The sequence below is a fragment of the Nocardioides sp. AE5 genome (assembly GCF_031844485.1).
In the GTDB taxonomy this organism is placed as follows: Bacteria; Actinomycetota; Actinomycetes; order Propionibacteriales; family Nocardioidaceae; genus Nocardioides.
In genome coordinates, this window is sequence record NZ_JAUZVI010000014.1 from 38,063 (window position 1) to 61,226 (window position 23,164).

19 protein-coding genes are annotated in these 23,164 nt (G+C 69.9%); 6 read left to right on the forward strand and 13 right to left on the reverse strand.

All coding sequences use genetic code 11. From position 1 onward, the window contains the following. The first annotated feature begins 97 nt into the window (after positions 1-97). On the forward strand, positions 98-2,299 hold the full coding sequence (locus Q9R27_RS17255; RefSeq protein ID WP_311253643.1) for a S8 family serine peptidase: 2,202 nt from the start codon (positions 98-100) through the stop codon (positions 2,297-2,299). 166 nt (positions 2,300-2,465) lie between these two features. On the opposite strand, the gene Q9R27_RS17260 is transcribed toward Q9R27_RS17255, so the two are convergent. The 5 genes from Q9R27_RS17260 to Q9R27_RS17280 are packed head-to-tail and all read right to left on the reverse strand — an operon-like array spanning position 2,466 to position 8,448. Beyond that, positions 2,466-3,308, reverse strand: coding sequence for an ABC transporter permease (locus tag Q9R27_RS17260; RefSeq protein WP_311253644.1), 843 nt, complete (start codon positions 3,306-3,308; stop codon positions 2,466-2,468). Next, positions 3,305-4,426, reverse strand: a complete 1,122-nt coding sequence (locus Q9R27_RS17265; protein ID WP_311253645.1) for an ATP-binding cassette domain-containing protein — start codon at positions 4,424-4,426, stop codon at positions 3,305-3,307. The genes Q9R27_RS17260 and Q9R27_RS17265 overlap by 4 nt, the downstream gene beginning before the upstream one ends. A gap of 19 nt (positions 4,427-4,445) precedes the next feature. Beyond that, positions 4,446-5,753, reverse strand: coding sequence for an RDD family protein (locus Q9R27_RS17270; RefSeq protein WP_311253646.1), 1,308 nt, complete (start codon positions 5,751-5,753; stop codon positions 4,446-4,448). Between the two features lie 17 nt (positions 5,754-5,770). Next, complete coding sequence (locus tag Q9R27_RS17275; protein ID WP_311253647.1) at positions 5,771-7,633, reverse strand: FHA domain-containing protein; 1,863 nt, start codon at positions 7,631-7,633, stop codon at positions 5,771-5,773. After that, positions 7,630-8,448: a protein phosphatase 2C domain-containing protein gene (locus Q9R27_RS17280; protein WP_311253648.1), complete on the reverse strand. Its 819-nt coding sequence runs from the start codon at positions 8,446-8,448 to the stop codon at positions 7,630-7,632. Before Q9R27_RS17280 ends, Q9R27_RS17275 begins: the two co-directional genes overlap by 4 nt. A gap of 120 nt (positions 8,449-8,568) precedes the next feature. Between Q9R27_RS17280 and Q9R27_RS17285 the strand changes: the two genes are divergently transcribed. The 3 genes from Q9R27_RS17285 (at position 8,569) to Q9R27_RS17295 (ending at position 12,820) form a co-directional block, all read left to right on the forward strand. Then, a complete protein-coding gene (locus Q9R27_RS17285) occupies positions 8,569-10,518 on the forward strand; it encodes a helicase-associated domain-containing protein (RefSeq protein ID WP_311253649.1) in 1,950 nt (649 codons plus the stop codon). Between the two features lie 2 nt (positions 10,519-10,520). Next, positions 10,521-11,048 (forward strand): CGNR zinc finger domain-containing protein, encoded by a 528-nt coding sequence (locus tag Q9R27_RS17290; RefSeq protein WP_311253650.1) that lies wholly within the window; start codon positions 10,521-10,523, stop codon positions 11,046-11,048. A gap of 143 nt (positions 11,049-11,191) precedes the next feature. Continuing rightward, positions 11,192-12,820 (forward strand): DNA repair helicase XPB, encoded by a 1,629-nt coding sequence (locus Q9R27_RS17295; RefSeq protein WP_397220027.1) that lies wholly within the window; start codon positions 11,192-11,194, stop codon positions 12,818-12,820. Positions 12,821-12,868: 48 nt separating this feature from the next. Here the strand turns inward: Q9R27_RS17295 and Q9R27_RS17300 are convergent, their stop codons facing one another. Then, entirely contained in the window at positions 12,869-13,387 is a 519-nt protein-coding gene (locus tag Q9R27_RS17300) for a hypothetical protein (RefSeq protein WP_311253651.1), read from the reverse strand. 84 nt (positions 13,388-13,471) lie between these two features. On the opposite strand from Q9R27_RS17300, the gene Q9R27_RS17305 reads away from it, so the two are divergent. Beyond that, positions 13,472-14,950, forward strand: coding sequence for a hypothetical protein (locus Q9R27_RS17305; protein ID WP_311253652.1), 1,479 nt, complete (start codon positions 13,472-13,474; stop codon positions 14,948-14,950). Between the two features lie 141 nt (positions 14,951-15,091). Here Q9R27_RS17305 and Q9R27_RS17310 read toward each other — a convergent pair whose 3' ends face one another. The 3 genes from Q9R27_RS17310 to Q9R27_RS17320 form a co-directional block, all read right to left on the reverse strand. Further along, positions 15,092-15,769: a copper homeostasis protein CutC gene (locus Q9R27_RS17310; protein ID WP_311253653.1), complete on the reverse strand. Its 678-nt coding sequence runs from the start codon at positions 15,767-15,769 to the stop codon at positions 15,092-15,094. Between the two features lie 161 nt (positions 15,770-15,930). Further along, complete coding sequence (locus Q9R27_RS17315) at positions 15,931-18,471, reverse strand: FtsX-like permease family protein (RefSeq protein ID WP_311253654.1); 2,541 nt, start codon at positions 18,469-18,471, stop codon at positions 15,931-15,933. A 5-nt stretch (positions 18,472-18,476) separates the two neighbouring features. Next, a complete protein-coding gene (locus tag Q9R27_RS17320) occupies positions 18,477-19,247 on the reverse strand; it encodes an ABC transporter ATP-binding protein (RefSeq protein WP_311253655.1) in 771 nt (256 codons plus the stop codon). 142 nt (positions 19,248-19,389) lie between these two features. Between Q9R27_RS17320 and Q9R27_RS17325 the strand changes: the two genes are divergently transcribed. After that, positions 19,390-20,019 carry an alpha-ketoglutarate-dependent dioxygenase AlkB gene (locus tag Q9R27_RS17325; RefSeq protein ID WP_311253656.1) on the forward strand — a complete coding sequence of 210 codons (630 nt, stop codon included), beginning with the start codon at positions 19,390-19,392 and terminating at the stop codon, positions 20,017-20,019. Positions 20,020-20,084: 65 nt separating this feature from the next. Here the strand turns inward: Q9R27_RS17325 and Q9R27_RS17330 are convergent, their stop codons facing one another. From Q9R27_RS17330 to Q9R27_RS17340, 4 genes are all read right to left on the reverse strand, one after another. Continuing rightward, on the reverse strand, positions 20,085-20,897 hold the full coding sequence (locus Q9R27_RS17330; RefSeq protein ID WP_311253657.1) for a hypothetical protein: 813 nt from the start codon (positions 20,895-20,897) through the stop codon (positions 20,085-20,087). Between the two features lie 32 nt (positions 20,898-20,929). Next, positions 20,930-21,970, reverse strand: coding sequence for a helix-turn-helix domain-containing protein (locus Q9R27_RS17335; RefSeq protein WP_311253712.1), 1,041 nt, complete (start codon positions 21,968-21,970; stop codon positions 20,930-20,932). Between the two features lie 475 nt (positions 21,971-22,445). Continuing rightward, complete coding sequence (locus Q9R27_RS18790; protein WP_397220055.1) at positions 22,446-22,727, reverse strand: helix-turn-helix domain-containing protein; 282 nt, start codon at positions 22,725-22,727, stop codon at positions 22,446-22,448. Between the two features lie 149 nt (positions 22,728-22,876). Beyond that, entirely contained in the window at positions 22,877-23,137 is a 261-nt protein-coding gene (locus Q9R27_RS17340) for a helix-turn-helix domain-containing protein (protein WP_311253658.1), read from the reverse strand. Between the last annotated feature and the right edge of the window lie 27 nt (positions 23,138-23,164).

A 23,164-nucleotide genomic window follows, 5' to 3' on the forward strand; every position in this document is an offset into this window, starting at 1 on the left:
TCCGCTCTCCACAAGGGGTGGAACCGGGAATTGAAACCCACTCCGATGCCTGCCACCATGGTTCCTTCGCAGGAAACGAATGGGGACTGTGGGGCTCATGTTCAAGCGAGCGTTGATCGGATGTGCGCTGGCTGGCGCACTCCTGGCCCCTGCCCTGACGGCCCCGGCGCAGGCGGATCCCGGCTCCGCCGACGGCGCACGCGACAACCTCCATGTGCTGGTCTTCGACGAGCCCGGCACCGCCGGTTACCACGGGCGGCTGCGCCCCTCGCAATACCGTGCCGAACTGATCGCGGACCAGGATGCCCTCCTGGCCCGCCTCGGCATCAGCGAGCCGGTCTACCGCTGGACCACCGCGGTGAGCGGGGTCGCGGTGGAACTCGATGCGCTAACCCTGCTCCGGGCCCGCCTCACCCCCGGCGTACGGGTCGAGCGCAACACCATCCGCAGCGTCGCCGGGACCTCCGTGCCGGCCAGTTCCGCCCCGGCATCGCGCGTCACCGCCAGCACCACCCCCGACGAGGACGAGCCCGGCTCCACCACGCCGGCCCCAGACGCCGCGCCCACCGGCGCTGGCACCGTGATCGGCTTCGTGGACACCGGGATCACTCCCGAACTCCCCGTCTTCGCGGACTCCCCCACCCTCGGCGAGGCACCGGCCGGGTTCAGCGGCACCTGCGAGGCCGCAGACGGGTGGAGCACGGACAGCTGCAACGACAAGATCATCGCGGCGACCTCGTTCGTCGCCGGCTTCGGCGCGGACAACCTGCGGGCCGAAGCAGGGGTCTCGCCCCGCGATGACCACGGCCACGGCACCCAGGTCGCCTCCATCGCTGCCGGCGACGCGAACGTCTCGGCACTGGAGGACGGGGTCGACCACGGCACCTTCTCCGGCATCGCCTCGGACGCCCGGATCGCTGTATACAAGGCATGCTGGACCGCTCCGGACCCGGCCAATGACGGGTGTTCCACGGCCGACGTGATCAGTGCCATCGACCAGGCCGTCGTCGACGGCGTCGACGTGCTGAACGTCTCGGTGGAGGGCACGCCCGGGCTCGACGCCGTCGACCGGGCACTGCTCGGCGCCACCGAGGCCGGCGTCCTGGTCTCGACTGCTGCCGGCAACGACCTGGACGCCACCACCGGGAACGAACAGCCCTGGGTGCTCACCGTGGGCGCCACCACCGAGAACGACCTCGGCGGCGAACTGGTCCTTGGCGACGGCACCCGGATCGAGGGCGTGCTGACCTCCCCCACGGTTCCCGACCAGGCGCCGATCGTGCTCGCCTCGGCCATCCCTGCTCCCGGTCGGAGCGTTGATCAGGCGCGCCTGTGCCTCCCTGGCTCCCTCGACGCTGCTGCTGCCGCAGGCAAGGTCGTGGTCTGCGAACGCGGCACCAACGCCCGGGTCAGCAAGTCCTCCGCGGTCGACCTCGCTGACGGTGTCGCCATGGTGCTCGTCAACGGACCCGACGAGGAACTCGGCGCCGACTTCCATGCCGTGCCGACCCTGCACACCTCGGCCGAGCAGGGACAGGTCCTGCTCGATGCCCTTGCTGCCTCCGACGACGTCCGCGGCACGCTGGCCCACGTCGATGGCGACGGCTCCTCCCGGGTGCTGCTCGACTCCGCCCGCGGTGACGCCACCGGCACCGCGCTGAAGCCGGACCTGGCGGCCGAGGGATTCGGCGTACTCTCCGCGTCCGCACCGCGCAGTGGTCACACCTGGCAACTGCTGAGCGGCACCTCCGCCGCGTCGGCCCGGGTCAGCGCGCTGGCTGCCCTGGTCCTCTCCGAGCACCCGGACTGGACCGCTGACCGGGTCCGGTCGGCGCTGATGACCTCCGCCCAGCCCGCCGACGACGCACCGGCCGTGCTGCAGCAGGGGTCCGGCATCGCGAGCGATGACGCCATCCGTCCGGGGCTGGTCCTCGACCTCGATCCGACCGGCTATCGCGAAGCGCTCGACGCCGCCACCGGCGACCAGGCACCCGACTACAGCCGGTTGAACCTTGCCTCGGTGCAGGTGGCCAGTCCGGCAGCGGACCGCATCGAGATCGTCCGCACCCTGACCAATGTCGGGCCCACCGCCCTCTACTACTCGGCCACCGCCTCCGGCTTCGAGCACCACCGGGTGACCGTCGCGCCTGCCGCGATCAAGATCGCGCCCGGGGAGAGCCGTGAGGTCCGGATCCGGATCGATGCCCCGGCCGACGGCGCCCAGGCGGACAGTGGCGTCATCACCTGGCTGGGCGCCGATGACACCACCGTGCGGATCCCGGTCTCCCTGACCGACTGATCCCGGGCATCCGGGCAGCCGGCGCTCGTTGGACCCGGTCACGCCTGGCCTGTTAGTCACTGGCCTGTTGCTCGGCCGCGCCGATCCGGCACGCCCCTACTGGGTCGCAGACGCAACAGTGGCCCGGACGCCCCCCTTCAGGACGACCGGGCCACTGTCAGGCGAGTCAGGCGTCGCGCTTGTTGAAGACGGCCAGGCTGGCACCGACGAGCACGCCCACGACCAGCCCGAAGACGAGGAAGCCGCCCAGCGCGCTCAGCGGCTCGCCGAAGAGGTCAAGGTTCTCGTCGAACTCCCCGTTCCAGTTCTGCATGATCCGCCCACCGGCGTTGAAGGGCAGGAACCGGCTCAGGTCATAGAGGTCGTCGCTGCCGGTCAGTCCGGAGAAGACCGCGAGCAGTCCGCGCAGCAGCGTCTCCACACCCAGCGGCCACAGGTAGAGCAGGACCAGCGAGAAGGTCTGGTGGCGGATCAGCACGGTCACTGCCATCACCAACCAGGTGACCAGGATCGTGTAGACGACCCGCTTGAAGATCGCCAGCAGCAGCGCCAGCCAGTCGTACTGGAAGTCCAGCCCACCGAACCAGAGCAGCGTCAGGACCAAGGAGATCAGGCAGCTCACGATCGCGACCACGGCGACGAACCCGGCCACGGTGATGAACTTGGCGCTCCACACCGCGGTCCGGTTGGGCACCGCGGTCAGCGTGGCCCGGATCATGCCGTGGCGGTATTCGTGGCCCCACGACAGGATCCCCAGCACCGCGACGGCATAGGCGAGCAGGTAGGGGAACGGGTCGACGTTGGAGAACTGGGTCATCCCGGCCTCGAGGAAGAACCGTGACCAGTCCTCGTCGACGGTGCCGGAGACCTCCGTCGGGCTGCTCAGCCGGATCGACATCGCGGCGATGAAGGTGAACCCCGCTCCGACGAGCACCGCCAGGCCGCTGATCCACCAGGTGGAGCGCAGCGTGGTCAGGCGCATCCACTCATACTTCAGCGCGGCGGTCATGCCTGTCCTCCCGGGGTGTTGCCGTGGCCCTGCGGTCCTTGCTGGTGGGGCGGTTGTGGCGGCGCGCCCCATCCGCCGGGGGGCTGGTTCGGCGGCGGTCCGCCGTACGACGGGGCGCCGTAGCCACCGGGGCCCGCAGGCGGAGGCTGCTGCGGTCCGCCGTACGCCGGTCCAGGCGGCTGGTTCATGGCGCGGGGCGCCTGCGGCTGGGCCTGGTATTCCTCGCTGCCGCCGGTAATCTCCAGGAAGGCGTCCTCCAGCGACGCCTGGATCGTGGCCAGCTCGTGGATCCGGATCTGGTTCTCGAAGGCCATGTCGCCCAGGTCCTGGCTGGTCAGGCCGACCACGGAGAGCTCCCCGTCGGCCACCAGCTTCACCGACCCGGTCCCGGCGAGCTTCTGCCCGATCAGGGAGGCGAGCTCGGAGGCCTGCGGACTCCGCACCCGGACGTGGTTGGCGCTGGACTGCTTGGTGAACTGCTCCACCGGCCCGTTGGCGATCATCCGGCCGCGGCCGATCACGACCAGTTCGTCGGCCATCAGTGCCATTTCGCTGAGCAGGTGGCTGGAGACGAAGACCGAGCGACCCTCGGCAGCCAGCGACTTGAGCAGGTCGCGCATCCAGCGGATGCCCTGCGGGTCCAGGCCGTTGGCGGGTTCGTCGAGGATCAGCGTGTGCGGGTCGCCGAGCAGCGCGGCGGCGAGCCCGAGCCGCTGGCCCATGCCGAGCGAGAAGGTCGAGGGGTGCTTGCCGGCCACGTCGGCGAGGCCGACGATGCCGAGGACCTCGTCGACCCGGGCGTCGGGGACGCGGTTGGGGGCGGCCAGCATCCGCAGGTGGTTGCGCGCCGTCCGGGTCGGGTGGAACGGCTTCGCCTCCAGCAGGGCGCCGACGTGGCGCATCGGGTCCTGGATGGTGATGAAGGGCTGGCCGTCGAAGAGGCACTGCCCCTCACCGCGGTCGAGCCCGAGCATCAGGCGCATCGTGGTCGACTTGCCCGATCCGTTCGGCCCCAGGAACCCGGTCACGGTGCCCGGTCGGACGTCGAACGACAGGTTCGACACCGCCGTCTTGCCCTTGTAGGTCTTGCCCAGCCCGCGGGCCTGGATCACTGCCATCGGCGATCTCCTTCGGCTGTCAGCCTTCTCTGGTCACGTGCATGATGCGGTCCCCGAAGGCCACCCGGTCATCGTGGACAAGTGTCGTCGCACGACCCGCCGGAAGTTCTCGGGACACGCCCTTGCGGATCAGGAACGATCCGTTGGTCGATCCGCGGTCCGTGACCACCAGTGCCCCGTCGGAGGCAAGGTGAAACTGGGCGTGGGTCTTCGAGATCGACATGTCCTGGCTCGCCAGCGGTACGACGTGACGCACTGGCTCGCCTTCCCGGGCGCTCGGTGCCCGGCCGACGAGCGCGAGGCCTTCGACCACGAACGTCTCACCGGAGTCGAAGGTGACCCGCCAGTCCACGCTGATCCTGGGGCGCTGCGCCACGGGCTGGGATGCGGTGGCATCACCGGACCTGGCCTGCTGGTCCGGCTCCGGGCGGGCCGGAGGGGGTGCTGCAGGCGTGGTCCGTGCATGCGGAGCCGTTCCGTGCGCGGGGTGGACTGGTGCCTGTCCGGTCGATGTCGGGTCGTGGGGGATGCCGGTGCCGTGGGGGCCGGGGGCCGGGGTCACGGTGGGCGCGCCGCCCGGGCCCTGGTGGGGTGCCGGCTGCGAGGGTGGCACCGCAGGATCGGCGGGCCGGGGCGCGGGACCGGGGGGTGGCACCGCAGCACCGGCAGGTCGGGGCCTCTGGCCGGTCGAGGTTCCGGTCGACATGCCCGCGGACGGGGCGGCGGGAGGAGGCGTTCCGACAGCGCGGGCGGGTGGAGTCGACCGAAGCGGCGCATGTGGCTGCGCGCCCTGCTGGGGCGCGACGGCCTGGCGCACCGGGACCAGCTTCATCGCGGTCAGGTTCACCACGTGCCTGGGCTGGGCCACCACCTCGGCCTCGACGACCGGCCGGGGACGGACATCGATCACCACTGACCCAGTGACGTGGTCGTGCCAGCCCCGGCGTTCCCCGGTCTGGTCCTCCATGGCTGTCCAGGCCAGGGTTGCCGTTCCCAACCCGAAGAGCGGGACCAGGCCGGATGTCGTCAGGATCGAGCGGAGCAGCGAACGCCCGACGCCGATCGGCAGGCCGGTTTGCGCGTCGACCATCCGGAGGCCGCGCCACGCCTTGCCCGGCGTACGTCCGGTGACACCAGCCACGATGGCCATGACGAGACCCGCCACGAATCCGGCCGCCGTCGTGACGCCCGCCCACGCCCACGGGCCGCCGCCGAGCAGCCATGCTGCGAGGCCAGCGACACCGGCGACCGACACGACCAGCGCGCGGTCGATCACGAACGCCTGGAACCGGCGGTCAGGTTCGGCAATGATCGCGGTTTCGGCCATGGACGGTCGCGGAGGGATCAGGCGTTGGTGACCTGGATGGTCACCCCGTCGCCCAGGTCGATCACGGCACCGGGCAGGAGCTGGACCGCGATGCCGGGCTGGAGGTCCTCCGGGGCGAAGCCGGGCTGGGTGAGCACGGTTCCGTTGGTGGACCCCATGTCGGTCACGATGGCCGAACCGTGGTCGGCACCCGAGCCGGGACGCACCTCGAGGTGGGTGGAGGAGATCTCCGAGTTCGGGCTCGGCACGGTGACCAGCCGGGGCTGGTCGGTGGAGGTGAAGCGGCGCGCCTCGGGGGCTCGCCCGATCAGCACCGCCCGGTCCACCTCGATGTCCTCGCCGTGGGAGAAGACCAGCCGGGCGACCGGCTGTGCCGTGACGCTGGGCGCCTGCGGCTGGCCGGGGATGCCGGGGTGCTGGCGGGCGAACTGGTCCTGGTCCACGGCGCCGGTGACGGTGTTGCCGTCGTGGTCGTGGTCCTCGACGTCGCTGCCGCCCTCCGGGGCCGCTCCCCAACTGGGCGCTGCCGGGGTGGACGCAGCCAGCGGGTCATCCCCCCAGGACGGGGCTGCGGGCGGGGCCGGGGGCGCACCCCATGCGGGCGCCGGAGGTACGTCGTCACCGCTCGGCGCCTGCCAGGCCGGCGGGTCACCCGCGTCGGGCGCGAAGGGGTTGGACGGCTGGTCCGGAGCACTCGCCCCGAACGGGTTCGACGGGGGCTCTGCTGCGGGCGTCGGCTCGACGGGCGCCTCGCCGGTGGGCTGGCCCCAGACCGGTTCCGCCGGGGGCGCGGGCGGTGCCTGGTCCGCAGGCTCGTCCGTGTGGTCGCCGGCCTGCGCAGGCGCGGGCTCGCCCCACGCCGGCACGGCCGGGGTGTCCGATGCTTCCGGGGCTTCCGGGGTTGCATCGGGTGCGCCGCCCCATGCGGGCACCGCCGCCAGGTGCTGGCCGCCGGTGGGCGCCTCGTCCTCGATCACGGGGAGGTCCAGCACGGTGGCCTCGGGGTCGTCCTCGGCCGACTCCGCAAGCACCGGGTCGGTTGCAGCCGGTGCGTCACTCGCCTCGTCCCCGGTGCCCTCGGCAACAGCCTCGTCGACTGGCTCGTCGTCGACCAGCTCATCGTCGGCCGGTTCGCCCGCGCCGGCATCGGCGTGGCCTGCGTCGTCGGCACCGACAGGGAAGGGCATCGGCGGCACGGGTGCCGGAATCGGGGGCACAGGCGCCGGCATCGCCGCCGCATCCTCCGACTGCTGGCCCAGCGGGTCGCCCGGGGCCGGTTCGGAGCCGGTGGTGGACGCCGGGGCCTCCCAGCCGCCAGCGTTCCCGGACTCCTCGACGCCACCGTCAGCAGGCTCAACGCCACCTTCGGCGGGCTCGACGCCACCGATGACTGCGCCGGCCGCTGCATCCGCGTCCGCGACGCCCGCAGCCTGGGTGCGGGCCGGGCGGTCGACCCGGGAGACCCGGACCAGTCCGTTGATGATCGGGAAGTCTGCGACGTCTCCCTCGGCGTCCTCGAGCACCAGGGTGATCGACTCGACCTCCTCGAAGGAGCGCTCCACCCAGGTCGCCGCGGCGCCGCCGTCGACCTCGACCTCCTCGCCTCCTGGGAGGACGACCGTGGCGCGGGCGCTGCCGCGCAGCACGATGCGGGTCGGGTCAGCGGCCGTGATCAACACGAATCCCGGCAACGCCCGGAGACCGCTGGCGATCAGCGCATCGAGCAGTTCGTCGAAGCCTGCCCCTGCGTCGGCCTGCTCCCACAGGGCCGCCACCCGGGCCTTCTCGCTCTCGGGCAGCAGGACACTGGCTTCCGCACCGAAGACGGCGTACCACCCACCGGGGCGGTAGGAACGGTCGGCGCTGATGGATTCGGTCACGGGAGGGCTCCCAACTTGTCTTCCAGACTCACTGGTTCGGTTCGTGCTCCGGCGTCGGAGACGTCTTCTGGCAATCCCACCACATCGATCACGATGGCAGTGGCGTTGTCCTCTCCCCCGGCCTCCAGCGATGCCTTGACCAGGGCGTCGGCGGCATCGCGTGGATCGGTGGTGGAGGTGAGGATGCGGTGGATGGTGGTGTCGTCGATCATCCCGCTCACCCCGTCGGAGCAGAGCAGCACGCGCTCGGCGGAGCTCAGCGGGAGGACGAAGAAATCAGGGGCACGGAGCACCGGACCGCCCAGCGCCCGGGTGATCACGTGGCGCTCGGGGTGTACGGCGGCCTCCTCGGCGTCGATCTCGCCGGAGTCGAGGAGTTCCTGGACCAGCGAATGGTCGACCGAGACCTGGTCGAGGCGACCCTCGTGGACCTTGTAGATGCGCGAGTCACCGAGGTTGGCCAGGAGCCACTTGGGGGTTGCTTCGTCCTCGCACAGCAGGGCCGCGGCGACCGTGGTGCCGGCGTACCACTCGATCTCGCCGTCGCTGTGGTGCTGGCGCCCGTATTCCTGGATCCGCCTCTGGCTCGCCACCAGTGCGTCGACCACCACGTCGGTGGTGTGGGCCGGGTCATAGCCCTCGTGGGCCAGCCGCCCGAACTCCTCGGTGGCGATCGCGCTCGCCACCTCGCCGCCGTGGTGCCCGCCCATGCCGTCGGCGACGACGAAGACCGGTGCTGCGGCGAAGTAGGAGTCCTCGTTGTGGGTGCGCACGCGGCCGGTGTCCGTGGCGGCTCCGCAGTCGAGATGGACCATGCCGGTTGCCCCCCTCATCCCGCGCTCGCTTCTGGTGCCCGACCCCGACAGGGTAAGGGGTTGGACCAGCAGGCGTGGTCGCGGAGGGCGTCCGAGGTGGCCGCTAGTAGCGTGGGAGGGATGGCTGGCCACTTCCGATCCTTGGCAGACCAACTGCGCGCATGGCCCGAGGACCGCGTCGCGCGGCTGCTGCGCGCCCGACCGGACCTGGCCACTCCTGCTCCTCAAGACTCGTCGCAACTGGCGTCCCGCGCCGCCACCCGGGCCTCGGTGCTGCGCGCCCTGGACCGGCTGACTCGTGCGGAACTCTTCCTCCTTCATGCCCTCGTCAGGGACGGTGAAACACCGGAGTCCGGATCCGGTGCGCTGGCACGCCTGGCCGACCTGGCCCTGGTCTGGGACTCGGCCTCGGGTCCGCGGGCGCTGAGCGTGGTCGCCGACCTGCTCCCCCGCGAGGCGGATCCGGCCTGGGCCGAGCCGATCCCCGAACTGGTCACCTCCGCGCGCGAGGGCGCGATGGTCGCCCGGGCTGCGGCTGGGGCCGCCTTCGACGCCGTACGCCGGGTCGAACTCCTCCTGGACGCATGGGGCACGCGCCCACCGGCCACGCTGCGCACCGGCGGCCTGGGGGTGCGTGACCTGAAGGCCGTCGCTGGCCTGCTCCAGGTGGACGAACGGGTTGCCGGATTCCTGGTCGAGCTCGCCGCCTCGGCCCGCCTGCTGGCCGTCGGCTCTCCCGGCGACCTGATCGACTCGTGGCTGCCCACCGATGCGTACGACGGGTGGCTGCGCGAGGAGGCCGCGCAACGCTGGACCCGGCTCGCCCGGGCCTGGCTCACCAGCCCCCGCACCAGCGCCATGATCGGCTCCCGCGACGCATCCGGGAAGGCGCTGAACGCGCTCGCGCCCGGCCTGGTCGACCCGCACGCGATCGAGGTCCGCCACCTCACCCTGGCCCAGCTCGGCACCATCCCGGACGGCCAGGTGCTGGCCGCCGGGACCGGCGTACCGTCGCTGGCCGCGCGGGTGGACTGGTTGCGTCCGCGGCGCCCGGCAGGGCAGGTCCGACTGGTCGCCGCGGCTATCGAGGAGGCCTCCCTGCTCGGTGTCGTCGGCCTCGGCGGGCTGGCCGACCACGGACGGGCACTGGTCACCGGCCAGGACCCTGCGCCCGTGCTGGCCCCGCTGCTGCCCGAGCCGGTGGACCACATCCTCGTCCAGGGCGACCTCACCGCGATCGCGCCGGGGCCCCTGGAGTCGACGCTGGCCGCCCGGTTGCAGCAGGTGGCAGACGTCGAGTCGCGCGGGGGCGCCACCGTCTACCGCTTCTCCCAGTCCTCGGTACGCCGCTCGCTCGACATCGGCTGGTCGGCCGCGGAGATCCACCACTTCCTCGAGGAAGCGTCGCGGACCCCGATCCCGCAGCCGCTGTCCTACCTGGTCGACGACACGGCACGGACCTTCGGCTCGCTGCGGGTGGGCTATGCCGAGGCGTTCCTGCGCAGTGACGACGAGGCCGAGCTGACCGCGCTTCTCACCACGCGCGGGGCCGCGGCCCTGGGGCTGCGCCGGATCGCGCCGACGGTCCTGGTCAGCACCACCCCGATCGACGTACTGCTGCCGCGGTTGCGCGACCTCGGCGCGGCCCCGGTCGTGGAGGCCGACGACGGCACCGTCCACATCGCACGAGTGGAGGCGCTGCGCTCCCGCACGCCCCGCGAGCGGCCGGCCGGCCGGGACGCGGCCCGCGAGGCTGCCCAGGTCACCCATGCGGTCTCGGCGCTGCGCGCCGGCGACCGGGCCCGCGACGTACGCCCCGAGGAGCGGACCGCGACCACCCCGGCTGACTCCCTGGCGCTGCTGCGGATGGCGATCGAGAACGGCTCCAGCGTCTGGATCAACTACCTCGACAACCACGGCACCGCCACCGAGCGGATCCTGGACCCGGTCCGGGTCGAGGGCGGCCAGTTGACGGCGTACGACCACCGCAGCGAGGAGACCCGCGACTTCTCGATCCACCGGCTCAATGCGGTCCGACTGGTGGCCGCCGGCGACTCCGTAGAATCGTAGCCATGGACGTCGTTGGTTATGCCGAGGCAGCAGCACGCCTGCTCAATGCCGACCTGGTCGACATCGATGCGGTCGTCGACTTCCTCCAGGACCGCGACTGGCTGCACCACCAGGTGGTCGAGCGGGACGTCACCGCGCTGCGCAGGTTCCAGGCCTCGCTGCGCCCGGTCTTCGAGGCCTCGGACGCCGGGGATGTCGACGGCACGGTCGGCGTGCTCAACGACCTGATGGGCAAGCACCCGATCACGCCGCGGATCTTCGAACACGCGCCGGGTCGGCTGCAGTTGCACGTCGCGAACAAGGCCTCGAGCGTCGCTGACCTGGTCATCGCCGAATCCCTGCTCGGGCTGGCCAACCTGGTCTGCGACATGGGTGCCTCGCGCCTGGGCACCTGCAGTGCCGCGCCGTGCACCCGGGTCTATGTCGACACCTCCCCCAACCAGTCCCGCCGCTACTGCTCGGACCGGTGCTCCTCTCGGGCGAACGTGGCCGCATTCCGGGCCCGGCAGCGTGCCGCGGCGTCGAACTGACCCCGCCTCTTCCCGCGCCCCTTTCTCTCTCCCCCTTTTTCGCGTGTAACGCGGAGTTATCGTCACTTGAGTAGGGCTGTGCGCCCCGTTTCCGTCAACACCACCGCACAAGTCGCGTGGATCGTGACCGTACGCTGGGGGCCGTGAATGGCCCGTTGATCGTCCAGAGCGACAAGACCCTGCTGCTCGAGGTCGACCACGAGGACGCCGCCGCCTGCCGGATCGCGATCGCGCCGTTCGCGGAACTGGAGCGCTCCCCCGAGCACGTGCACACCTATCGCCTCACCCCGCTGGGGCTGTGGAACGCTCGCGCTGCCGGCCATGACGCGGAGCAGGTGGTCGACACCCTGCTGGCCTACTCGCGCTATCCGGTGCCGCACTCACTTCTGGTCGACGTCGCCGAGACCATGTCGCGCTATGGCCGGCTGCGGCTGGAGAAGCACCCCGTGCACGGCCTGGTCCTCGCCTCGACCGACCGGCCGGTGCTGGAGGAAGTGCTCCGCGCCAAGAAGATCAAGGGCATGCTCGGCGAGCGCATCGATGCCGACACCGTGGTGGTGCACGGCTCGGAGCGCGGCAGCCTGAAGCAGGCGCTGCTCAAGCTGGGCTGGCCGGCCGAGGACTTCGCCGGGTACGTCGACGGCGAGGCGCACCCGATCGAGCTCGCCGAGGACGGCTGGTCACTGCGTCCCTACCAGGCCGAGGCCGCGGAGTCGTTCTGGCACGGCGGCTCGGGGGTCGTCGTACTCCCCTGCGGCGCGGGCAAGACGATCGTCGGCGCCGCCGCGATGGGGCATGCCCGGGCGACCACGTTGATCCTGGTCACCAACACCGTCTCGGCGCGGCAGTGGAAGGACGAACTGCTGCGGCGTACGTCGTTGACCGAGGACGAGATCGGGGAGTATTCCGGCGCGGTCAAGGAGGTCCGCCCGGTGACGATCGCGACGTACCAGGTGCTCACCCTGAAGCGGAAGGGCACCTATCCGCACCTGGAGTTGCTGGATGCGCGGGACTGGGGGCTGATCGTCTATGACGAGGTGCACCTGCTGCCGGCGCCGATCTTCCGGATGACCGCGGACCTGCAGGCGCGCCGCCGGCTCGGGCTGACCGCGACGCTGGTCCGCGAGGACGGGCGTGAGGGCGACGTCTTCTCGCTGATCGGCCCGAAGCGGTACGACGCGCCGTGGAAGGACATCGAGGCGCAGGGTTACATTGCGCCGGCTGATTGTGTCGAGGTGCGGGTGACGCTGCCGTCCGCGGAGCGGCTGGCCTATGCCACCGCGGAGCCCGAGGAACGCTACCGGCTGGCGGCGTGCACCCACCACAAGATCGACGTGGTACGCCGCCTGGTCGCCGAGCACGAGGGCCAGCCGACGCTGGTGATCGGGCAATACATCGACCAACTCGACGAGATCGCCGAGGCACTCGATGCGCCGGTGATCAAGGGCGAGACGCCGGTCAAGGAGCGCCAGCGCCTCTTCGATGCGTTCCGCTCAGGGGAACTCGGCCTCCTGGTGGTCTCCAAGGTCGCCAATTTCTCCATCGACCTGCCCTCGGCGGAGGTGGCGATCCAGGTCTCCGGCTCCTTCGGCTCACGCCAGGAAGAGGCCCAGCGGCTGGGCCGGTTGCTGCGGCCCAAGGCGGCGGGGAAGAGTGCGCACTTCTACACGATCGTCTCCCGCGACACCGTGGATGCGGAGTTCGCGCAGAACCGGCAGCGGTTCCTGGCCGAGCAGGGATACGCCTACCGGATCACCGACGCCGAAGCGTGAGGCTGCGAGGCGTCCCCCAGCACCGACGCCGAAGCGTGAGGTCCTGCGTCAGGCGGAGGCCGCATCCTTGAGGGACTTGGCGGTGGCCAGTCCACCACCGAGCACGAGCACCACGCCGATGCCGAAGACGATGGTCCAGGGCATCTCCAGGGAGAGCTTCCGCTCGCGCGACCAGTAGCGCTCGCCGTCGCGGTCCTGCAGGCCGATCAGGTCGCCGTCGACGTACAGTCCGTCGGCCTGGCTGCGGAGCTCACGGCTCTGGTTGGGGCTGAGCGAGACCTTGATCTTCTCCCGGCGCTCGCCCTCGCGGGCGAAGTAGCGCGACGTCTCCTCCTGGCCGGTGGTGCTGTAGACACCCGGGGCGACCTCGATGCAGTCGGCCGTCACGGTCTCCCTGCACTCGGGCAACGTACGACGTTCGTTGGCGGCGCTGGCGTTGGAGGCAATGGAGGCGATCGCGACCATGATGATCCCGACCAGGGTGATGGCGCCGAAGACCCGCTGCATCGGGGTCTTGAGCTGACGGGGGTCAATGCTCTTGAACGCGTCAAGTCCCTTGGCAGCCATGGTTTCCTCCTGGATATTCGATTGTGCGGGCAGGCCTGACTGTTCCCGGTTCAAGCCGGGTCAAACGCGGGTACTCTCACCCGCGTGAACACCACTCCCACCTGGCAAGCCCCGCCCCCGCCGATACCGCCGCCATCCGACAACGGCCCCCGTGCCGGCGTGGTCGCGCTGGTGCTCGGGCTGGTGGTGCTGTTGGTCGCGGCCGTGGCGGTGGCAATCGTCGTGGTCTCCCAGCGTGACTCGGGGCCTGAGTTCCCCGAGGAGTGGGATGCCCGGGTGGCCGACCTGATCCCGATCGTGGAGGAGCACCGGGGGCTAGAGTTCAAGCACCCGGTGTACGTCGACTTCCTGCCCGAGGATGAGTTCCGGGCCGAGATGACGACCGACGAGGGCGAACTGACCGAGGAAGACCGCGACGAACTCGACCAGTTCACCGCGATGCTGCGGGCGCTTGGCCTGATCGAGGCCGACGTCGACCTCTTCGAGCAGATGAATGCGTTGAGCAGTGAGGGGACGCTGGGGTTCTTCTCGTTCGGGGACAAGCGGATCCGGGTCCGGGGCTCGGAGCTGACGCCGGCCGTCACCCTGACCATGGTGCACGAGCTGACCCACGCCCTCCAGGACCAGCACTTCGACCTGGCCGCGCGCTTCGACGAGTTCGACGAGTCCGAGGACGGCACCGCTTCGTCGGTCTTCCGCGGCGTGGTCGAGGGCGACGCCTCCCGGGTGGAGACGGCGTACTTCGACTCGCTCACGGCCGACGAGCAGACGGCGATCGAGGAGTCCGAAGAGGACGAGCAGGGCGACATCGGGGAGAAGCTCGAGGAGATCCCCAAGGTGCTGCTGGTGATGATGGGTTCGTCGTACGCGCTGGGCGAACCGCTGGTGACGCTGGCCTTCGAGGACGGCGGCAACGAGGCGGTCGACGAACTCTTCCGCAACCCGCCCTCCACCGAGGAGCACCTGATGGACCCGTGGACCTGGCTGATCGACGAGGACCCGGCCGCCGAGGTCGCCAAGCCGGAGTTGCAGGACGGTGACGAGGAGTTCGACTCCGGTGAGTTCGGCGCGCTCTTCCTCTACCTCGTGCTGGCCGAGCGAATCGGCCTGAACGATGCGCTCGACGCCGCCGATGGATGGGGTGGCGACCACTACGTCGCCGTGACCCGGGGCGACCAGACCTGCATCACCGCGGACTTCGTCGCGGACACGGACCGCGACCTGACCGAGATGGACGAGGCGCTGGCTGCGTGGAGCAAGGAGCAACCCGCGGGCGCCGCCTCCGTGACCCGGACCGGCGACCAGATCCGCCTCGAGTCCTGCGACACCGGGGAGGCCCGGCTGGGCTCGGACTCGGCCCAGGACGCCCTGCAACTGGTCGCGATCCGCTCGCAGATGGCTTCCATCTGGGTCCAGCAGGGCGCCACGCCCGAGCAGGCCCGTTGCTTCTCGGACGGGATCATCCGCGAGTTCACGGTCGAGCAACTGGTCGACCCCGAGTTCGGCGAGGACGACCCCACCGTGACCCAACGGGTCCAGCAACTCGCGATGGGCTGCGCCTGACCCACGAACGCTCAACGGTTGATGCTCGAAAGCTCAATCGTTGATCCCAGAAACGCAACGATTGAGCTTTCGGACATCAACGACTGAGCGTTCGCGACACAACCATTGAGCGTTCGCGACACAACGACTGAGCGTTCGTGGTCAGGAATCCAGCAGCATCCGCCACGACCGGACATGGCCGGCGTCCACGTAGGCCTTGGGCGAGCCACCGGGGCGTGCCTGGGAGCCGACGTGGAACTGGGTGACCCCGGCCCGGGCGAGCCACGGCACCTGTTCGGGGACGAGTCCGTGACCGGGCAGCATCAGTGCGGCGCTCTCCGGCGAGGCCTGCGCCTGGGCGAGGAGGTCCTCGTAGCCGTGGCCCAGCCCCAGCGGCGAGCCCGAGGAGAAGACCGCATCCAGGCCGGGCAGGCCGATCACCCGTCGCCAGGAGCGGCGCGGGTCGAGGCAGGCGTCGATCGCTTCGTGGAAGGTCCACGGGATGCCGCTCAGTTCCTCGGCCAGGGTGATGCAGGTGTGCACGTCCACCTCCAGGTCGGCGTCCAGGAAACCGAACGCGACCCCCTCGGCACCCAGCGCGACGTATTCCTCGGCCAGGCCGACCAGTCGACGGAACTCACCGCCGGTGGTGGTCCAAGACTCGTTGAGCCGCAGCATCACCCGGACTGGTACGTCGGCCTCGCGGAGCACCGCCGAGGCCTCGGTGAGGTCGGGCGCCAGCGCGGCGGGGGTGCGGAGCAGCAGGCGGTCCGCGCCACCCTCCTGGGCGCCGGGTACGTCGCGCGGTGCGTGCACCGCGATCTCGAGCAACAGGCTCATGGTAAGCAGCCTATGGCCTCGCGCGGTGCACCACCGGGACGATCTCCTCGACTGCCGTGTCGTCTGCAGTCACCGGGTGACTGCGAACGACACCGCAACGGGGCACCGACCGGCAACTGCTCGCGCAACAACGGCCGCAACGTGCCCAGGTCGTGGCCGCGTCAGTCGGTCGCGATCGCCTGGAGCACGTCGAGCTTCGCGGCGCGGCGTGCCGGGAAGACCGCCGCAAGTACGCCGAGCAGCGCGGAGGCAATCACGAACCCGACCAGCAGCCCCCACGGGATGGCCAGGTCGGTCAGCCCCTGGTCGCGCAGGGCGATCACCAGCGACGACCCGAAGATCACGCCCATCACCAGGCCCAGGATGGCACCGAAGACGGTCACCACCACGGACTCGAGGCGGATCATCGTGCGCAACTGGCGGCGGCCGAGGCCGACCGCCCGGAGCAGGCCGACCTCGCGGGTCCGCTCGATCACCGAGAGGCTGAGCGTGTTGACCACGCCCAGGATGGCGATCACCACGGAGAGGCCGAGCAGGCCATAGATCATGTAGAGGAACTGGTTGATCTGGGCCTTCTGGGCGTCCGCGAACTCCTGCGGATCGTTGACGGTCACCGTCGGGATCTCGTCGGTGATCGCCTCGATGTCGGCACGGACCGCGTCGTTGTCGACCCCGTCCTCCATGGTCACGAAGACCATCGAGTCCTGGGCCCGCTGGCCGCCCTTCTCCAGGGCATCGGGCGAGACGATGAAGTCGGAGGGCACCCCGCCGGCCGCGAAGATGACGGCGACCTCGACCTGCTGGGTCCCGGCGTCGAACTCCATGTCGAAGACCTGGCCGACGTGATAGCCGTGGTCCTTGGCCTGCCGGTCGCTGACAGCGACCTTGCCCGGTCCGAGGTCGGCCACGTCGCCGTCGACGACCTCGAGTTCGAAGGCGTTCTCCATCACCGTCGGGTCGACGGCGAGCACGCCGGCGTATCCGTTGCCGATCTTCGGATAGCCGAACCGTACCGGGGCCACGCCCTTCACCCCGTCCACGCGCGCGACCTCCTCGGCGATGCCGGGCGAGAACGGCTGGCCGATCGCGTTGGAGATCACCAGTTCGGACGTCAGCGTCTCCTTGATCGCGGCGTCGGTGCTGGCCGAGGCCGACGAGCCGAAGATGGACATCATCGACATCAGCGCCAGGCCGATCATCAGCGCACTGGCGGTCGCGCCGGTACGCCGTGGATTGCGCAGTGTGTTCTGCGTGGCGAGGTTGCCCACCGCGCCGAACGCCTTGCGATAGACGATCCCGAAGAGGAGCAGCAGGGGGCGACCGAGCAGGGCGCTCATCAGCGAGACCCCGACCAGGACCATCAGGATGCCCAGCCCGATCAGCCACAGCCCGGTGGCCCCGTCACCGAGCAGGCCGAGGAACATCGACAGGGCTCCGACGACCACCAGGGTGGTGCCGACCACCATGCGGCGGCGCAGCGTCGCCTCGGGCATCGACACGTCGTCGCGCAGGGCTGCCATCGGCGGGATCCGCGACGCCCGGACCGCCGGGGTGACTGCAGCGATCGCGGTGACCACCAGCCCCACGGCGTACGCCCAGAAGATGGTGGCCGGCGAGACGGTGAACGCAGCATCACCCAGGTCGAGGCCGAACGAGGCGAAGAGCGCACGGAGCCCCAGCGCCAGCAGATAGCCCAGCCCGAGCCCGAGGGTGGAGCCGGCCACGCCGACAGCGAGGGCCTCCAGGATCACCGAGCGGTTCACCTGGCCGCGGGAGGCGCCCAGGGCCCGGAGCAGGGCAAGTTCGCGGGAGCGCTGGGCGATCAGGATCGAGAAGGTGTTGATGATCAGGAAGATCCCGACCACCAGGGAGACACCGGCGAAGACCAGCAGGAAGGTGGTCAGGAAGCCCATCAATTCGTCCAGGGCGGCCTTGTTCATCTCGACGTACTCGTCGCCGGTCCACGCCACCACCCCGTCCGGCAGCACCTGCTGGGCCTGGTCGGCCAGTTCGCGCTGCGAGACGCCGTCGGCGGCGTTGAGGGAGATCGCGTTGTAGACGTCCTCGCCCTCGAAGAACGTGTCCTGCATGAAGCCGAGCTCGAAGATGCTCAGGGTGGCGCCGTTGGTGCCGCCGGCACCGAACTCGACGATCCCGACGAGCTCCGCATCCAGTTGTGGCGGGGTGGCGCCGGTGACGAAGCTGATCTGGTCGCCCACCGCGAAGCCGCCCTTCTCGACGGTGGCGGTGTCGAGGGCGACCTGGCCGGGACCATCGGGCATCTTCCCCTCGACCACGTCGAGGATCGGCTTGCCGTGCATGGAGGTGGCGTCGGTGGGGTTGAAGGCGAGGCCGGGCGGGCCGTTGCCGCCGATCACCTGGCCCTCCTTGTCGAGGACGAAGACCGTCTGCAGGCCGACCGAGGGGTGCACGGACTCGACGCCGGGCAGTTGCTCGAGGTCGGCGGCGACCGAGGCGGGCATGGTCCGGTTGTCCTCGCCGGAGACGAAGTCGGTGCCGCCCTCGAAGCCGATCTCGACGTCAGCGGTCGATCCCTCGATGATGTCGTCGAAGGTGCCGCCCATGGCGTCGGTGAAGATCAGGGTGCCCGCGACGAAGGCGACGCCGAGCACGATCGCGAAGCCGGAGAGCGCGAGCCGGACCTTGCGGGCCAGCAGGTTGCGCCAGGTGACCTTCCACATCCGGCTCAGCCCTCGGCCGGTGCTTCGTTGGCGAGCTCCTGCATCTTGCCCAGCACCTGGTCGCGGTCGGGTTGGCGCAGCTCGTCGACGATCTTGCCGTCGGCCAGGAAGACGACGCGGTCGGTGTAGCCGGCGGCCACCGGGTCGTGGGTGACCATGACGATGGTCTGGCCGTGCTCGTCGACGCTGTTGCGCAGCAGGGTGAGCACTTCGGCGCCGGATCGGGAGTCGAGGTTGCCGGTGGGTTCGTCGGCGAACACGATGCTGGGCCGGCTGACCAGGGCGCGGGCCACCGCGACGCGCTGCTGCTGGCCACCGGAGAGTTCGCTGGGCTTGTGCGCGAGCCGCGAGCCCAGGTCGACGGTGCGGATCACCGCGTCGAACCACTCCCGGTCGGGCTTGCGGCCGGCGATCGAGAGCGGGAGCAGGATGTTCTCCTCCGCGGTCAGTGTCGGCACCAGGTTGAACGACTGGAAGACGAATCCGATCTCGTCGCGGCGCAGCCGGGTCAGGGCCTTGTCGTTCATCGTCGTCAGCTCGTGGTCACCGATCTGGACGGTGCCGCTGTCGGCGGTGTCGAGGGCCGCGCAGCAGTGCATCAGGGTGGACTTGCCGGAGCCGCTGGGCCCCATCACCGCGGTGAACTCACCCGCGACCAGGTCCAGGCTCACGTCATCGAGGGCGCGCACCTCGGCCTGTCCCATGCCGTAGGTCTTGACCAGGTTCCGCACTCGAGCAGCCGGTGGTGCCGTGGTCGTCGCGGGTGTCGTCGTCATGGGCAACAACCCTAGAGGAGGCCACCGACACATGGGCAACAGATTTGTGGCGGTTCAGGGACCGTTCAGGGTTGTCCCGGGGTCTCGCCGACACACCCCGCACATCGAACTGTTGTTCGATTTGTCGGCTAGGGTGGCGCGCATGAGCGTCCAGTTCCAGGCCAGCCTCTTCGACGCCGAGCCCGCCGTCGGCCCGGCGCTGGCCGACCTCGGTGCCTCCCGACGTACGACGTTGGGCTCTGGCGCCTGGGTCGACGTACGGCCCAACTGGGTCACCGGCGCCGACGACCTGCTGGCCACCCTGGTCCACGACGTACCGTGGCGGGCCGAGCAGCGCGAGATGTGGGACAAGGTGGTCGACGTGCCGCGCCTGGTGCACACCTACCTGCCCGGCACCTCGCTCCCCCACCCGGTGCTCGACCAGGCGCGCGACGCACTCGGCGCCCACTACGCCGACGAACTCGGGGAGCCGTTCGTCTCGGCCGGGTGCTGCTATTACCGCAACGGCCAGGACTCGGTGGCGTGGCACGGCGATGATCTCGGCCGGGGTCGCCATGAGGACACGATGGTTGCCATCGTCTCGTTCGGTGACCCGCGGAGGTTGCTGTTGCGACCGCGCGGCGGCGGCTCGTCGATCTCCTTCACGATGGGCCATGGCGACCTGCTGGTGATGGGCGGCTCGTGCCAGCGGACCTGGCAGCATGCGGTGCCCAAGACCGCCCACGCGGGGCCCCGGATCTCGGTCCAGTTCCGGCCGCGCAACGTGTTCTGAGCTGCGACGTTCCCTCGATGAACTACGGGGCATGGCACACGCTTCTGGACGAAGGGGCGTGTCGCTCACCCAAGCGAGCGGGCCGGTGCGACAGCCAGGGCGAGCGCGCGGACCGTCGCGTGCGCCCGGACGTCTGGGGTCATCGACTTCAGCCCGAAACCTCCGACCTTCACGAAGTCCCACAGAACGGTCAACGCATCCCCTTGTGATCCAGAGTTCCGCCAGTCGCCGGGTCGCAAGCCGGCCTCCCGGCAGACACCCAGCAACCTCCAGACGTCAACGGCGTCCTTCTGGGCCAGACGGTCTCGGTAGGCCAGCAATTTCAGGCACAGCGCGGATTGGGGCGAGGGCAAGGGCACGCTCACGCGAAACGTGCTTCCCGTCGTCAAGCGGACATTGAAGGAGACGAGGACCGCTGGTTGAGCCAAGGCCAGGCTCACTCCCGGAAAGGCGTCGACGTGGAGGTCACCCGCTTCCTGGTTCGGCTCATGCCGGCCACTCAGCGACGGGCCCATGAAATCGACCGTTGCCCTGAGCGCCGCCACTTCCGCCGGAACCTCGCTTGCCCCACCACCGTGGTATCCCCGCCGCTCAGATTCGCTCAGCGGGCGGGAGAGGCGGCTTCCGTCGTCACGGGTGTAGCCGAGCGCAGCCATCCGCTCCAGCAATTCCGGGTTGGCCAGAACCTCGAAGTCAGCGGCGACGTCAGCGTCTGCGGTGTCGCGCTCCGGCACTCCCACGACCTCGAAAGCCGCAGCAAGCAAGGACACGGCGTTCCCGCCCACGATTCGGTACCCATCCTCCAACTGGCGCCTCACCGCGGCGACATCGCGCAGCGCGAGGTAGCCGAGGTCCTGCTCACGGGACGTGCTGGTCATCTCGAACTCTCGCAGGGGCGCCGCCTTTCCTGTCATTGCGCCACCCCAACCGAGTTCGCCCATCGCTGCGCCAAAGGGCCACGCAACTGATCCAACAGGCGCGCTTGCGCCTCCTGAGCCGTCGGCGACGGAGACTGTTCCAGGTCGTACAAGATCTGGAGTGGGTCAGCGAACTCAGCCGCGTCCCCGAACGAGGGGACGCCCCAGGCGGCGGACAGCCACACCCCGGGGTCGTCCGGGATGGTCACCTGCACGGTGGCGGCCCCAGCCGAGGGGACCGCAACCAGCCCCGCCGGAGTCAGCGGTCGGGCAGCGCGCACGTAGACCTTCGCTTGCTGTGGGCGCTGCCAGGGGGCCATGACGTCCGCTGCCACCTCGCCGGATATCGCGATACGTTCCGCGTCCACTCCGAGGACTCGCACGGCGTCGCGGACCTGGTCAGCAGGTGCATCCAGGCCGTACCAATAGCCGGTGATGCCGCCGGGGCCAGGATAGTTTCGCAGCCACCATGAAGCCAGGAGCGAGAGATCGCCCACGACCACACTTGAACGGCCAGTTTCAATGAGGCCAGCAGCCTCAATACGTCGCAAGGCCCGTGACACCGTCGGCTGGGAAGCGCCCACGATCCTGGACAGATGCTGCTGCGTCGTTCGCACGTGGCCACCGTCTCCGGCGGCAAGCGCGGCAATGGCCCTCACGACCGAGAACTGGGCCCACGGCACTGAGCCCGTCCTTCCGCTCGCCTTTCGCTGGCCGGACGACTGCTCGTCCGCGCCGGGCCTTCGCACGATGCGACGGCCACCCAGGTCGACGTCGAGCATCCCGTCATCGGACACTACGGACCATCCATGGGAGCGGGCGTGCTCGACGAAGGCAGCGGTGCCTCGCGGAACGGCCAACAGTGCCGGACCGCTTGGCAGCGCCGGAACCTTCGAAGGAGTCAACGGTCGCGTGGACTCATGGAGCCACATGATGACTTCGGCTGAAACGCGCTCATCACTCAGGAGCACGCGACGGCTGTCCACGACATCCACCGCAATGCCTTCGTCGGCCAAGACTTCTCGCCACTTCATCACGCCACCTCATTTTATTCACATTATCCATGACAAGTGGATAATGTGAATAGTTCGCACACGCCCGGATTACCGCGAGCTACGGGACGACGACCAACCACGGCGCGATACATGTTCGCGACTCTGCCAAGACCCCCCGACAGTTACTTCACGCGACGGGCTTCGGCAAGCAGTTCCGCAACATCATCGGCGGAGGTCTTGATCGCCCGACGCAACGCGGAGAGTCGCCGCCCTTCGGGGAGCAGCCCCGCGAAGTACGCCGGACGGCGCCGCCGGGCGTCAGCACGGGCTCGCCGCCGACAGGCAAAGTGGTAGCGACAGCGGGGCCACCCGTTATGAGCCAGTCCCGGGCGTAGGCGAACTCGATCCCCGCGCGGTCCGGGTGAGGTGAGCAGCCAGGGCTCCCGCCTTGTAGACGTCGGTACGGTCCACGCCCCGCACGTCGAGGTCGCCCACCCCTGCTCCGCTCCCCGCTTCACTCGTCACGGCCACTCCGATCCAGCCGCAGGTCTGACTTGAGCGGTGCCGAGGTGGTCACCTGCGGGGAGCCTCCCTCGCTGATCGCGAGATGGAGGCCCAGCGCATCGAGGACGGCGACGAGCTTGTCCAGTTGGAGGCTCTTCTTGCCTGCTTCGATGGCATGGACGAATCGCGGCGAGCAGCCGGCCAGTTCGGCAAGTTCCTCCTGGCGCAGCCCCAGGCGCTCTCGTCGTCCCAGTACGGCGGCAGCAAGCTCACCTGCCTGATCTGCGCGCAGATTAGCGCCCTTCGCCGCCTTGGTTCACCCTGGCAAACCAGAAATCTGCATGATCGTGCCGTTCAACGGACCGATGCCCATTGGGCCACGACTACCACCGATCCCGGAACTGGCCCCGATGCTCTCGTCCGTTCAGCGCGACGAGGAGTTCATTCACCGAGCACCTCCCGCAGGAGGTCCTCGTCCTCGGAGACCTGGTGTTCACGCAACACCAGATCCAGGCCAAGGATGCGCAACACGGCCAGCACCCGGGCAGGCTCGGCATTGTCCAGTCCACGTTCCAACCGGATCACCCAGGCGCGGGACACCCCGGCCCGGTCAGCGAGTTCTGCCTGTGTCAGGCCGGCAGCACGACGCCGGTCCCGTACGGCGGGCCCCAACCGCGACCATGTGTTCAGCGGGTATTCCATACATGTAACAGTACGACGACATTTATG

What these genes read in the sequence shown, in the direction of transcription:
- Q9R27_RS17330 (WP_311253657.1), bottom strand. Translation starts at nt 20,897, where the DNA reads ATGACCAGCACGTCCCGTGAGCAGGACCTCGGCTACCTCGCGCTGCGC.
- Q9R27_RS17290 (WP_311253650.1), top strand. Translation starts at nt 10,521, where the DNA reads ATGGACGTCGTTGGTTATGCCGAGGCAGCAGCACGCCTGCTCAATGCC.
- Q9R27_RS17315 (WP_311253654.1), bottom strand. Translation starts at nt 18,471, where the DNA reads ATGTGGAAGGTCACCTGGCGCAACCTGCTGGCCCGCAAGGTCCGGCTC.
- Q9R27_RS17265 (WP_311253645.1), bottom strand. Translation starts at nt 4,426, where the DNA reads ATGGCAGTGATCCAGGCCCGCGGGCTGGGCAAGACCTACAAGGGCAAG.
- Q9R27_RS17325 (WP_311253656.1), top strand. Translation starts at nt 19,390, where the DNA reads ATGAGCGTCCAGTTCCAGGCCAGCCTCTTCGACGCCGAGCCCGCCGTC.
- Q9R27_RS17310 (WP_311253653.1), bottom strand. Translation starts at nt 15,769, where the DNA reads ATGAGCCTGTTGCTCGAGATCGCGGTGCACGCACCGCGCGACGTACCC.
- Q9R27_RS17285 (WP_311253649.1), top strand. Translation starts at nt 8,569, where the DNA reads ATGGCTGGCCACTTCCGATCCTTGGCAGACCAACTGCGCGCATGGCCC.
- Q9R27_RS17320 (WP_311253655.1), bottom strand. Translation starts at nt 19,247, where the DNA reads ATGACGACGACACCCGCGACGACCACGGCACCACCGGCTGCTCGAGTG.
- Q9R27_RS17340 (WP_311253658.1), bottom strand. Translation starts at nt 23,137, where the DNA reads ATGGAATACCCGCTGAACACATGGTCGCGGTTGGGGCCCGCCGTACGG.
- Q9R27_RS17260 (WP_311253644.1), bottom strand. Translation starts at nt 3,308, where the DNA reads ATGACCGCCGCGCTGAAGTATGAGTGGATGCGCCTGACCACGCTGCGC.
- Q9R27_RS17280 (WP_311253648.1), bottom strand. Translation starts at nt 8,448, where the DNA reads ATGGTCCATCTCGACTGCGGAGCCGCCACGGACACCGGCCGCGTGCGC.
- Q9R27_RS17270 (WP_311253646.1), bottom strand. Translation starts at nt 5,753, where the DNA reads ATGGCCGAAACCGCGATCATTGCCGAACCTGACCGCCGGTTCCAGGCG.
- Q9R27_RS17255 (WP_311253643.1), top strand. Translation starts at nt 98, where the DNA reads ATGTTCAAGCGAGCGTTGATCGGATGTGCGCTGGCTGGCGCACTCCTG.
- Q9R27_RS17300 (WP_311253651.1), bottom strand. Translation starts at nt 13,387, where the DNA reads ATGGCTGCCAAGGGACTTGACGCGTTCAAGAGCATTGACCCCCGTCAG.
- Q9R27_RS17335 (WP_311253712.1), bottom strand. Translation starts at nt 21,970, where the DNA reads ATGAAGTGGCGAGAAGTCTTGGCCGACGAAGGCATTGCGGTGGATGTC.